We start from the raw sequence: 12,107 nt of genomic DNA on the forward strand, positions 1-12,107 counted from the left end.
CTCCTGTCGGCCCGCAGTTGTAAAGCACATCAACCGGAGCCGCCATCGCGGCCACCACTGGCATCGCACCGAAGATCCCTGCGCCTACGACGGCCATGGCGGATGTCTTGAGGGCGAGGCGGCGCCGCGCCTTGGACGTCAGCACTTCCATCTCCATTTCAGCGCAGTATCAACAGTCGCACCAGAATCCCAGCCGTTGGTCACGGTTAGGTTGAGATCTTACGAACTGTCCCTGTCAACTTCCCGTAAACAGCCAAATCGGCCATAACTTCCTCATCACACTTTCTTCTTGGACAACGTTGCGTACACGATGATGTTGTCCTTGTAACTGTGCGCGTTCCTGTTGAAGACGCCGCCGCAGGTGATGAGCCTGAGCTGTGACCCGCTGGTGTTCCCGTAGACCCGCGCCGTCGGGAACGTCGACTTGCTGACCTGTTCGATCCCGCTCACCGTGTAGCGGGCGATCTTGCGGTCCCCCCGGTACACGTAGATCTGGTCGCCCTTGACCAGCTCCGACAGGCGGGCGAAGACCGCGGGGCCCTTGCGGGTGCTGACGTGGCCGTTGATGACGGTCGGCCCGTTCTCCCCGGGCAGCGGGGAGAAGCGGTACCAACCGGTCAGGTTCTGCTTGGCCAGGGAGGGCGCGCCCAGGTTGCCCTTGATGTCCACGGTCACCTGGCCCACAGGTGCGTTGACCTTGATCTTGGGGATCTTGATCCGCGTGGGCTTGCCCTTGGCCTTGGCGACCTTGGTCTTGGCCGCCGGGATCGGGGCCACGGCGGGCACCGCGGCCAGCGGCGGCGGCGCCTCCGGGCGGGCGGGGGTCAGACCGGCCGAGCCTCCGGGGCCGACGCTGGGCGGCAGCACGAACGCGCCCGCGTTCTCCATCTGGATCTTCGACGGCTCGTCCATGGACACCGGGTTCGGCCCCGAGCCGTCGTCCACCGGCGGCGGCGCCAGGGAGAGCAGGCCCGCCATGACGGCACCCACCCCGGCCAGCGAACCGGCGACCAGCAGGCCGGGCAGGGCCTTGTTCCGCGTCGGCTTCTGCTCGGTCATCGCTTGTCTCCTCCGGCATGCGCGGCGCGTCGGCGCCAGAGCAGCAGACCTCCGGTGGCGCTGCCCGCGATCATCACGGACCCGCTGAGGATCAGCCCCAACGCCCCGGCGTTCGATGGATCATCGGGCGCTTCACCCGTCTCCACCCCACCCTTGGGGATCTTGGCGACCTGCGCCCGTACGTACTTCGTCGCCGTCGGGGTCGCGGACCGCGTGGTGGTGGGCGTCGAACTGCCCCTGGGGACCACGCTCACGAGCCCGTCCGTCGGCCAGGTGGACTGGGGCCCGGGCGTCGGCGTCGTGCCCGTGGGGATCGCCGTCGGGCTCCCGGAGTTCGTGGGGGGCGGGGTCGTCGGGGGCGGGGTCGTCTGGTCGCCCGTCGGGCTGGGCGACAAGGAGCCATCCTTCACTGTGATCTCGACGATGTCCGTGTCGCTGGACGGCACGCAGGTGCTCGTGTGCAGGGTCGGCGCCTCGACCATCGCCTTCGTGTGCAGCTTGAACGCGTCGAGGTGGATGGGGGCGGCGTCAAGGCTCTCGATTGTGACCGTGTGTTCGCCGTAGGGCAGGTCCATCCGCTTCCAGAGGGAGATGTTCCCCTCAGTCGCGTTTGTCGGCTTGCCGTCCTTGAGCTTGGGATCGACCTCACCAGAGGCGTCTTCGTCCACGGTCACCCTGACCCGGCTCACATCCGGCATGCGCCGACCGATGTACTCGAACCCGGTGCCGGTGAAGGTGATGCCAGCCTTGGCGCCCTTCGTAGTGCTGGTGTGCACGTCACCCCCATGGTCGCCGTATTCGTCGCGAGTGTTGGGGTCGTGCATCCAACTGTCGTCGTATTTCACGCCGGCCGCGTCGTCATTGACGGTGATCTCGCTCTTCGGCGGGAGGAAGTCCATGGTCAGGTTCTGGGGGCGGAGCTTGATCACGCCCGCCTTGGTCAGATGCGCCGAATAGCTGAGCGCTTCCGGTATCTCAAGCGGGACGGTGGACGCCAGCCCCACCTGCTCCTTGGTACCCAGGGCTTCCAGCGAGCCGCTCCACGCGCCGGTGAGCTTAATGCTGCCGACCATGGAAGTGAGGGCTCCGGCCTCGAAGTAGCCCGGTGAGATGAACCTGCGAGTCCCCGTGTAGTCGAGTTTCCAGCCGAGGTTCAGGGAGCTGCCGACCTGCAGGACAGTGGGGACGTTCACCCGCGCCTGGAGCGTCACCGGCTGAGTTCCCGCGATCCCGCCCGTACAGCTGTAATTGACCACGAGGTTGAACGAATCGGCGTCCGCCGGCGTCATGATGAACGCCGCTGATGCCGCCATGCCCACCGATACGGCGATCAACGCCTTGCGTAACCGACTCACGGGAGACTCCGATCAGCCACAAATAGACCGAGCGTAGATCTTAGGGCTGAAAACTCCCCCGACACATGCGGATTCCGGCAACCTCCGGCACTTGTGATGAAGCCGTGTCCAGCGCTGCCCGCCGCACGGGGAAAGCGGGTATACCTCTGAGTAACAGAATTGTATTCTGGCACTGGGTGGAGGACCTATGCGGCGAGACCTCTTCGACGAGGAACACCTGCTCTTCAGGGAGACCGTGCGCGAGTTCATGGCACGAGAGGTCGTGCCGCACCACGAACAGTGGGAGAAGGACGGCATCGTCCCGCGCGAGGTCTGGAAGAAGGCCGGCGAAATGGGCATGTTCGGGTTCTCGGTGCCCGAAGAATACGGCGGCTCCGGGGTCACGGACTTCCGCTACAACACGGTCATCGTCGAGGAGATCATCCGGCATTCCGCCACGGGGCTCGGGTTCTCGCTGCACAACGACGTCATGGCGCCGTACGTCGTGGAGCTGACCGACGACGAGCAGAAGCGGCGGTGGCTGCCGGGGTTCGCCGCCGGCGAGCTGATCACCGCCATTGCGATGAGCGAGCCGGGGGCCGGCAGCGACCTGCAGGGGATCAGGACCACCGCCGTCCGCGACGGCGACCACTACGTGGTCAACGGGCAGAAGACGTTCATCACGAACGGGATCAACGCCGACCTCGTGGTCGTGGTCGCCAAGACCGACCCGGACGCCGGCGCCAAGGGCACCACACTGTTGGTGGTGGAGCGGGGCATGGAGGGCTTCGGCCGGGGACGCAACCTCGACAAGATCGGCATGAAGGCGCAGGACACGGCCGAGTTGTTCTTCGACAACGTCCGCGTGCCGGTCGCCAACCGGCTGGGGAGCAAGGACGGCGAGGGCTTCGTCCAGCTCATGAACAACCTGCCTCAGGAGCGCCTGTCGATCGCCGTGGGGGCGGTGGCCGCGGCCGAGGCCGTGCTGGAGCAGACCATCGAGTACTGCAAGGGCCGCCAGGCCTTCGGGCGCAGCATCGGCTCGTTCCAGAACACCCGTTTCGTCCTGGCGGAGCTGGCCACCGAGACCGAGATCGCCCGCCACTACGTCGACAAGTGCATCCTCGCCCTCAACGCGGGCGAGCTCAGCGCGGTGGACGCGGCCAAGGCCAAGTGGTGGACGACCGAACTGCAGACCAAGGTCATCGACCGCTGCCTGCAGCTCCACGGCGGCTACGGCTACATGATGGAGTACCCGGTCGCCAAGGCGTGGATCGACAGCCGCGTCCAGACGATCTACGGCGGCACCACCGAGATCATGAAGGAGATCATCGGGCGGTCGTTCGGGTTCTGACCGCGCGGGGATCGGGCTCGCACCGCATACTGGAGACCATGGACGGCGGCCTGATCCTCCTGGTTTTCCTCGCCTTGCTGTTCGCCTGGGGCCTCAACCGGGTGCGCCGGGCGCTACGCTTCGGACCCGTCGGCTACGCCGGCGTGATGATCGTGTTCATCATCGCCATGCTGCTCGTCTGGGGCCAGACCATGCGTTAGCCGCCCGGTGTCCTCGACGAAGCGGGTGAGCAGCCGGGCGAACTCGGCCCGTTCGCCCGCCGGCCATCCGGCCATCGCCCGGGCGAAGACCGCCTGCCTGGCGCGGTGCGCCTGCTCCAGCGCGGCCCGTCCGGCTTCGGTGAGCAGCAGCCGCGACCGCCGCCCGTCGGCCTGGTCGGCCTCGCGTCTGACCAGGCCCGCCGTCACGGCCGCCGTCACCAGCCTGCTCGCCCTCGGCTGATCGACGCTCAGCGCCCCCGCGACCGTGGACACCGTGACGGGCCCGCTCGCGCCCTCGATCACGTCGAGCACGTCGTGCTCGGGCCCGTACGCCTCCTGCTGCTTGGCCAGCACCCGCCTGCTCTGCCTGCGCCTGATCGTGACCATGGCCCGCTCGACCGCGGCAATATCGTTGTCTTTATACATATAGTTGCTATTGTACATGCATGGAAAAACCCATCGGTTATTGGCTGAAGCACCTCGACAACCTGCTGGAGAACTCGATGGACGAGGCGCTCCAGACCACCTCGCGCCGGGAGTGGCAGGTCCTCAACGCCGCAGCCCAGGGCAGCACGGACCCCATGCCGTTCGAGGGCGTGCGGGAGGCCGCCGAACGCCTCACCGCCAAGGGCTGGCTGGCGGACGGCCTGCTGACCGACACGGGCAGGGCCGCGCACGCGCGGATCGCCGAACAGGTCGGCCGCTTCAGGCGGCAGGCGATCGAGGGCGTGAGCCCGCAGGAGTATCAGGCGACCGTCGACGTGCTGCGCCGGATGGCCGCCAACCTCAGCCCGCTCCCAGGATGACCCGCGCCACGAGCTCGGGGTCGTCGCTCATCGGCAGGTGGCCGCAGCCTTTCAGCAGCTTGACCCGCTGCCCCGACCAGCGGGCCGCGCGCACCGCCTGGCGGCGCGGCAGGAGCCGGTCGCGCTCGCCCCAGGCGATCGTGATGGGCGACTTCGGCGGCACGGGCGGCATCAGCCCGGCGAACGACTCCAGCGTCTCCTCGAACCCGCTCGCCCGGCCCAGCGCCTGTATGGCGGCCAGCAGCGCGGTCGGCTCCAGCCTGGACGGGCGAGCGACCAGGAGCCCGGCCGACAGGGCGCGCAGGACCGGGTTCTCGACGGCCATGGCGGTCCGCTCGGGCGGCATGGCACGGGCCGAGCCCCGCAGGGCACGCAGCATCGACTGGCAGTAGAGCAACTCGGAGCGCGACCAGAAGGCGACGGGCGAGAGCGCGGCAGCCGTACGGACGACGCCGCGCGAGGCCAGCTCAAGGGCGATGTAGCCGCCGAGCGAGTTGCCCGCGACGTGTGGTTCGCGCACGCCGAGCAGCGCGCAGAACGACTCGACGGCGTCGGCCAGCGACTCGGCCGTGTAGGGCGTGCCGTCGGGCAGGTCCGGCGAATCGCCGAATCCGGGCAGGTCAATCGCGATCACCGTACGGGAGGCGGCCAGCCGGTCCATGACCGGCAGCCACCCCTGCCAGTGGTGGCCGATGCCGTGGATGAGGATCAGCGGCGCCCCGGCGCCCCGGCGTTCGAAGGCCAGCTCCATAGCGCCAGTGAATCATTCACCTGCCGCGGGTGGGAATCTCGAACCAGACGGCTTTGCCTTCCCTGGTAGGTCGCGATCCCCAGCGACTGGCGAGCTGGTCGACCAGGTAGAGGCCGCGCCCGCCCTCGTCGTTCTCCCCCGCGCTGCGAATGCGCGGCAGGCGCAGGTCCTGGTCGAACACCTCGACCCAGACCGACTCCTCGCCCCTGCGCAGCCGGAGCGTGAACTCCTTGTCGCCGACCACTTCGTCCTCGAAGCCGGGTGTGTCCCAGGACTCCTCGAACGGCAGCGGCGGCCCCTCCACGACCAGCTCCCTGCGCGGCACGGTGGCGGTGGCCGCGTGCAGCACGACGTTGGTGACGACCTCGGAGACGAGCAGGCAGGCCAGCTCGGCCCGCTCCTCGGGCACGTTCCAGCTCGAGAACGCCTGCGACGCCATGCGGCGCGCCTCGCCGACCATGATCGGCTTGGCGGGGAACGTGCGCTCCTCGACGTCGAGGTCGACGTCGCTGGAGCGGACGACCAAGATCGCCATGTCGTCGTCGATCTCGCCGGGCACCGCCACCGTGGCGGCGTCGGCGACGCGCTCGACCTCGGCTCCTGACACCTTGGCGAGCTTGTCGCAGAGCACGCCGAGCGTCTCCTGGTCGCTCGGCATCTCTCCGTCGCGCCCCGGACGGCGGTCGACCAGGCCGTCGGTGTAGAGGATCAGCGCCGCGCCCGGCGGGAGGGTGCGGGTCTCCTCCTTGTAGACCAGGTCGGCGTGCAGGCCCTTGGCGCGGACGCCGAGCGGCTGGCCGACCTCCTCGATGTCGAGCTCACAGCACTGGCCATCGACCAGGAGCAGCGGCGGCGCGTGGCCGGCGTTGGCGAAGGAGAGCTGGCGGGACCAGGCGTCGTAGACGAGGTACTGGCAGGTCACGATGGGCGGGATGCTGATCTCGGCGCCGTTGTCGTCGTACTCGGGGGTGGCGATGATGCGGGTCCACTCGTCGAGTCTGGCCAGGATGTCGGCGGGCGACTTGTCGTCCTGGGCGAAGGCCCGAAGCGCCGCCCGCAGCTGGCCCATGATGGCGGCGGCCTTGGCGCCCCTGCCCTCGACGTCGCCGATCACGATGCCGACGCGGCCCGCCGACAGCGGGATCACGTCGTACCAGTCGCCGCCGACCTGGGTCTGGATGCCCTGGCCGTGGGAGACCAGCGGGGCCGCGGGGTAGTAGCGCACCGCGATCTGCAGGCCGTCGAACTGCGGCAGCGCCCTCGGCAGCAGGTGTTTCTGGAACGACTCGGCCGTGTGGCGCTCTTCCTCGAACAGCAGCGCGTTGTCGATCGCCAGCGCGACCCTGGTGGCGATGGCGCCCACGAAGTCGCGGTCGAAGGCGTCGTAGTGGGGGCTGCGCCGGTCGGTGAGGTTGGACAGGCCGAGGTACATCAGCCCCAGCATCTCGCCGCGCACCAGCAGGGGGGCGACGATGGCCGAGGTCATGCCGATCTCGCCGCACAGCCGCGCGCTGTCCTCGTTGGGGCTGGGAAAGCTGTTGGTGGAGAAGTCTTCGACGAGGATGGTCTCCTGGCGTCGCAGGGCGGTGTCGGCGTAGTGGCCGGAGGGGTAGCGGATCTCCGCGCCCACCGGCTTCCACGTTCCCGCCGGCGGGCTCCACCCCTGGACGTGCTGCGAGACCCGGCGCACCAGCCGGTCGCCCTCCATCAGCTCGATGAAGCAGTGGTCGGCGAACTGCGGGACCAGCATCTCGGCGACGCGCTTGAGCGTCTCCTCGACGTAGAGCGAGCCGGCCAGCCGCTCGCCGATGCGCTCCAGCAGCCCGAAACGGTCTTTCTCCCGTTCGTTGCTGCGCAGCGCCTCGCGGGCCAGGACGACGATGCCCGTCACCGAGCCCGCCGAGTGGCGCAGCGGCACGGCCTGGGCGCGGACGTAGATGATGGTGCCGTCGGCCCGCCTGATGTCGAACGTGCCCTCCCACACGCCGCCCTTGAGCACGTGCTTGGCCAGCTCGATCGCCAGCGGATGATCCTTCTCCATGATCCCGAGGGACAGGACGGACGCGTCACGCGAGGGCGCCTTGCCCGGACGGCCGAAGAGCTTTTCGGCGAACGGGTTCCAATACAGGAGATTGCTAAACCGATCGGTGACGACCACCGCCATCTCGGCGTGGTCGAGCACGGACCCGGCAGCAAGATGATCAACCGTTTCTGGTGACAGTTCCCCCCAACGCTTCATCCGGAGACCACTCCTCGGGGTGGCGTGTATGCAAGATGGACCACGGGCGCTCCTGCAACAGTCTTGGCCAGGGGAGAGTGGAGGGCCTCCCAGGAGGGATTCAACCAAGCGGCCGCGCGCGCGTCAGCGCTTGGACACAAAAACGTGCGCGGCGACGTCCCGCGGTAGCTCCGCGGGAGTGTCGTTTGCGTCTCCGTCACCTGTCACCCGCACACCGTCGTCGCTCGCCGCGAGCGTCACCTCGCGTCCGGGTTGTATCCCAACTTGCTTGAGTTTAAGCATCACAACGGGATCGCTTTGCACTTGTTCGCTGATTCGGCGCACGACGACCGCGGTGTCTCCCGGCCCCGCGAGGTCGGACATCGAGGTCAGCACGTTGGCGCCGCCCTCGGCCGGCTCTTTGGCGCCCAGCTCGCCGAGCCCGGGGATGGGGTTGCCGTGCGGGCAGACGGTCGGGTTGTCGAGCAGCGTCACCAGGCGCGACTCGACGGACTCCGACATGACGTGCTCCCAGCGGCAGGCCTCGATGTGCACCTCTTCCCAGGGAAGGCCGATCACCTGGGTGAGCAGGCACTCGGCGAGCCGGTGCTTGCGCATGACGCGGGTGGCGAGCGTGCGGCCCAGGTCGGTCATCGACAGGTGGCGGTCTCCCTCGACGCGTACCAGCCCGTCACGCTCCATGCGGGCGACCGTCTGGCTCACCGTGGGGCCGCTCTGCTGCAGGCGCTCGGCGATGCGGGCGCGAAGGGGGACGATGCCCTCCTCCTCGAGCTCGTAAATCGTGCGGAGGTACATCTCCGTCGTGTCGATCAGGCCGTGTGCGGTCAAGGCAGTCCTCCTAACTGAATGTTACGCCGGTCGGGGCGCGGACCGGGCCCGTCCGCATCGGGCACAGGAATCAGGAGAACCCTATTGGGAGAACGACCGACGATGGTTAAGGACGGCAACAACGGGGCCGCCCGGTTGCTTCCCGACGCGGAGAAGAGCCCCGAGGCGACCGCCTTCACCTGCGGGAACGCCGCCGGGGACGGGCCTGCGCCGGCGCCCGTCCAGCCAGGAGCATTTTGGACAAAGGTCTGGAGAAGGCGAGATGACGTATATCCGAAGAAGGGTGCTGATCCATTCGCGTTCATCGACCGGAGAAACGCCGTTAACGCGCCCGATAGTTCCTGAAGCGCGACACCGACAGGCCGACGATCAACACCGTCACGGCGCACGCCAGCCCGCCGCCCACCCACGCCCCGGTCAGCCCGAACGCCGCGGTCGCCCCGGCCCGCAGCTCGCCCAGGCGCGGCCCGCCCGCCACGACCACCATGAACGCCCCCTGCAGCCGCCCCCGCATCTCGTCGGGGGCGTGCAACTGCAGGATCGACTGCCGCCACACCGAGGAGATGACGTCGGCGACGCCTCCGACGGCCATGAACGCCACGACCAGCCACAACTCGCCGGCGAGCCCGGCGGCGGCCACGGCCAGGCCCCAGACGGCGATGACGACGACCAGGGCCACGCCCTGGCGCGAGACCCGCCCGACCCAGCCGGAGAACAGCGCGCCGACCACCGAGCCGATCGCCATGGCGGAGTTCAGCCAGCCCAGCGCCACCGGATCGCCGCCGAATTTCTCGTTGGTCACCTCGGGGAAGAGCGCCCGCGGCATCGCGAACACCATCGCGATGAGGTCCACCACGAACGACATCAGCAGCACCGGGCTCCTCATGATGAAGCTGAGCCCTTCGATCACGGCCTTGGCACCCGGAGGCCGCACTTCGCCCAAAGGAGGCAGTGAGGGCAGTCTGAGGGCCGCGTAGAGGCTTCCTGTGAACAGCAGGGCGTCCACCGCGTAGGCCGCGGGGTACCCGCCGAAGACGAGCATGGCCGCGCCCACCATCGGCCCCGCCACCGCGCCGATGCTGAAGACGAGCGAGTTGAGCGCGTTGGCGGCCGGCACCAGCTCCGGCTCCACGATCCTGGGGATGATCGCGCCCCTGGTCGGCCCGGTGATGGCGAAGCCGGTGGCGTTCAGCGCGACCGCGGCGAGGATCAGGTAGACGTTGTTCAGGCCCAGGAGCGCCTGGAGCAGGATGAACAGCGTGGCCGCCCAGGCGATCACCGAGCCGGCGACGAGCAGTTTGCGCCGGTCGACGGCGTCGGCGACCGCCCCTCCCCACAGACCGAAGATCACCAGCGGGACGAAGTTCGCCATGCCGAGCAGCCCGACCCAGAACGAGGACTGTGTGAGCTCGAACACCTGCTGCATGACGGCGACCACGGTCGTGCCGACGCCGATGTGGGAGACCGCCTGACCGAACCACAGCCGCCGGTACGCGGGGACGCCCAGCGGCCGGGTGTCCAGCAAATGACGCTTGATCAGATCCCCGATTGCCACTTAGGGCACTTTAAGGGGCAAGTCTCTCCAAGGCCCAGCCGGGTCGCATCCGCCGGTAGCGGAGCCGGTCGTGCATGCGGTCGAGCTGCCCCTGCCAGAACTCGATCTCGACGGGGACCACCCGGTAACCGCCCCAGAAATCGGGCACGGGCGGATTTTCCGGCCAGCGGGCGGCCAGTTCCTCGTAACGGGCGTCCAGCTCCTCTCTGGAACGCACGACGGCCGACTGCCGCGAGGCCCAGGCCCCGATGCGCGAGCCGTACGGGCGGGAGTTGAAGTATTCGGCGGACTCCTCGTGGGAGATGCGGTAGACGGCGCCCTCGACGCGCACCTGGCGGCGGATCGGGTGCCAGGGGAACAGCAGGGACGCGCGGGCGTTCTCGGCCAGGTCGCGGCCCTTGCGCGACTCGTAGTTGGTGTAGAAGACGAATCCGCGTTCGTCGTAGCCCTTGAGCAGGACTGTCCTGGCGCTCGGCCGCCCCCCTGCGGAGGCGGTGGCCAGGACCATGGCGTTGGGTTCCGGCAAGCCGGCGTCGAGCGCCTCCTGGAACCAGACGGTGAACTGCGCGATGGGATCGGACGCGACGTCTGATTCGAGCAGCGGCTCGCCCTCGTACGTACGGCGTAGCCCCGCCAGCACGGGCGGGCGCGGGGTGGCATCCACGAGACGACATTCTTGCGTGCTTGCGTAGCTGATCTCATGCACCGCTCCCGACCAGCGGGTTTGGCCTAACGGCGGGTCCCGAGACCGACCATGAGCTGCGAGGGGGTTAAATTGACCCGCCGGTATCTCGACATCAAGGCATTGCCCAAACATGGCAAGAAGAAAGGGAGGCGGCCACGCATGTCCGACTTCAAACCCGGGCTCGAAGGCGTCGTGGCTTTCGAAACCGAGATCGCGGAACCGGACAAAGAAGGGGGCGCCCTTCGATACCGGGGCGTCGACATCGAAGAGTTGGTCGGCCGCGTCCCGTTCGGGGCCGTGTGGGGCCTGCTGGTCGACAACAAGTTCCAGCCGGGCCTCCCCCCGGCGGAGCCGTTCCCCATCCCTGTCCACTCCGGTGACATCCGCGTAGACGTGCAGAGCGCGCTGGCCATGCTGGCTCCGGCCTATGGCTTCAAGCCCCTGCACGACATCAGTGACGAGGAGGCCCGCGACCAGCTCGCGCGCGCCTCGGTGATGGCGCTGTCCTTCGTCGCGCAATCCGCGCGCGGGCTCGGCCTGCCGATGGTGCCCCAGAGCCGGGTCGACGAGGCCACGACCATCGTCGAACGTTTCATGATCCGCTGGCGCGGTGAGCCTGATCCCAAGCATGTCAAGGCCATCGACGCCTACTGGACCTCCGCGGCCGAGCACGGCATGAACGCCTCGACGTTCACCGCCCGCGTCATCGCCTCCACCGGCGCCGACGTGGCCGCCGCGCTCTCCGGCGCCGTCGGAGCCATGTCAGGCCCGCTGCACGGCGGCGCCCCCGCCCGTGTGCTGCACATGATCGAGGGCGTCGAGCAGCTCGGCGACGCCAAGAAGTACGTCCAGAGCGAGCTCGACAAGGGCAACCGCCTCATGGGCTTCGGCCACCGTGTCTATCGTGCCGAGGACCCGCGCGCCCGTGTGCTGCGCCGCACCGCCAAGCAGCTCGACGCCCCGCGTTACGAGGTGGCGGCGGCGCTGGAGCAGGCCGCGCTCGAGGAGTTGCACGCTCGCAAGCCCGACCGGGTTCTGGCCACCAACGTGGAGTACTGGGCGGCCGTCGTCCTCGACTTCGCCGAGGTTCCTCCCCACATGTTCACCTCGATGTTCACCTGCGCCCGCACGGCCGGTTGGGCCGCGCACATCCTGGAGCAGAAGCGCACGGGCCGGCTGGTCCGCCCGAGCGCCAACTACATCGGCCCGGCCTCTCGCCCACTCAGCGAGGTCCCCGGCGCCGACGAGGTCGTCGGCGAGTACTGAGCCCTCGATCTCGCACCCCACGGCTACCGC

The 12,107-nt window shown here is 68.6% G+C and carries 11 protein-coding genes; 3 read left to right on the top strand and 8 right to left on the bottom strand.

All coding sequences use genetic code 11. From position 1 onward, the window contains the following. Positions 1 to 276: 276 nt before the first annotated feature. Positions 277 to 1,059 carry a class F sortase gene (locus ACFOY2_RS39340; RefSeq protein ID WP_379533205.1) on the bottom strand — a complete coding sequence of 261 codons (783 nt, stop codon included), beginning with the start codon at positions 1,057 to 1,059 and terminating at the stop codon, positions 277 to 279. After that, positions 1,056 to 2,414, bottom strand: coding sequence for a hypothetical protein (locus ACFOY2_RS39345; protein WP_379533206.1), 1,359 nt, complete (start codon positions 2,412 to 2,414; stop codon positions 1,056 to 1,058). The genes ACFOY2_RS39340 and ACFOY2_RS39345 overlap by 4 nt, the downstream gene beginning before the upstream one ends. A 187-nt stretch (positions 2,415 to 2,601) precedes the next feature. On the opposite strand from ACFOY2_RS39345, the gene ACFOY2_RS39350 reads away from it, so the two are divergent. Next, the gene (locus ACFOY2_RS39350) at positions 2,602 to 3,747 is read left to right on the top strand and encodes an acyl-CoA dehydrogenase family protein (protein ID WP_379533207.1); all 1,146 of its coding nucleotides are present in this window, start codon (positions 2,602 to 2,604) and stop codon (positions 3,745 to 3,747) included. 113 nt (positions 3,748 to 3,860) lie between these two features. Here the strand turns inward: ACFOY2_RS39350 and ACFOY2_RS39355 are convergent, their stop codons facing one another. Further along, positions 3,861 to 4,373 carry a MarR family winged helix-turn-helix transcriptional regulator gene (locus ACFOY2_RS39355; RefSeq protein WP_379533208.1) on the bottom strand — a complete coding sequence of 171 codons (513 nt, stop codon included), beginning with the start codon at positions 4,371 to 4,373 and terminating at the stop codon, positions 3,861 to 3,863. A 20-nt stretch (positions 4,374 to 4,393) separates the two neighbouring features. Between ACFOY2_RS39355 and ACFOY2_RS39360 the strand changes: the two genes are divergently transcribed. Continuing rightward, complete coding sequence (locus tag ACFOY2_RS39360; RefSeq protein WP_379533209.1) at positions 4,394 to 4,753, top strand: helix-turn-helix domain-containing protein; 360 nt, start codon at positions 4,394 to 4,396, stop codon at positions 4,751 to 4,753. On the opposite strand, the gene ACFOY2_RS39365 is transcribed toward ACFOY2_RS39360, so the two are convergent. The 5 genes from ACFOY2_RS39365 to pdxH all read right to left on the bottom strand — a co-directional run bounded on the left by ACFOY2_RS39365 (position 4,734) and on the right by pdxH (position 10,790). Then, on the bottom strand, positions 4,734 to 5,504 hold the full coding sequence (locus tag ACFOY2_RS39365; RefSeq protein WP_379533210.1) for an alpha/beta fold hydrolase: 771 nt from the start codon (positions 5,502 to 5,504) through the stop codon (positions 4,734 to 4,736). The genes ACFOY2_RS39360 and ACFOY2_RS39365 overlap by 20 nt on opposite strands. Before the next feature lie 16 nt (positions 5,505 to 5,520). Beyond that, the gene (locus ACFOY2_RS39370; RefSeq protein WP_379533211.1) at positions 5,521 to 7,743 is read right to left on the bottom strand and encodes an ATP-binding SpoIIE family protein phosphatase; all 2,223 of its coding nucleotides are present in this window, start codon (positions 7,741 to 7,743) and stop codon (positions 5,521 to 5,523) included. 123 nt (positions 7,744 to 7,866) lie between these two features. Beyond that, positions 7,867 to 8,571 carry a metal-dependent transcriptional regulator gene (locus ACFOY2_RS39375; RefSeq protein WP_379533212.1) on the bottom strand — a complete coding sequence of 235 codons (705 nt, stop codon included), beginning with the start codon at positions 8,569 to 8,571 and terminating at the stop codon, positions 7,867 to 7,869. A 322-nt stretch (positions 8,572 to 8,893) separates the two neighbouring features. Further along, positions 8,894 to 10,126, bottom strand: coding sequence for an MFS transporter (locus ACFOY2_RS39380; RefSeq protein WP_379533213.1), 1,233 nt, complete (start codon positions 10,124 to 10,126; stop codon positions 8,894 to 8,896). 10 nt (positions 10,127 to 10,136) lie between these two features. Beyond that, complete coding sequence (gene pdxH, locus ACFOY2_RS39385) at positions 10,137 to 10,790, bottom strand: pyridoxamine 5'-phosphate oxidase (protein WP_379533214.1); 654 nt, start codon at positions 10,788 to 10,790, stop codon at positions 10,137 to 10,139. A gap of 180 nt (positions 10,791 to 10,970) precedes the next feature. On the opposite strand from pdxH, the gene ACFOY2_RS39390 reads away from it, so the two are divergent. Further along, complete coding sequence (locus ACFOY2_RS39390; RefSeq protein WP_379533215.1) at positions 10,971 to 12,077, top strand: citrate synthase 2; 1,107 nt, start codon at positions 10,971 to 10,973, stop codon at positions 12,075 to 12,077. Positions 12,078 to 12,107: the final 30 nt, after the last annotated feature.

The organism is Nonomuraea purpurea (assembly GCF_042650645.1).
Taxonomy (GTDB): domain Bacteria; phylum Actinomycetota; class Actinomycetes; order Streptosporangiales; family Streptosporangiaceae; genus Nonomuraea; species Nonomuraea purpurea.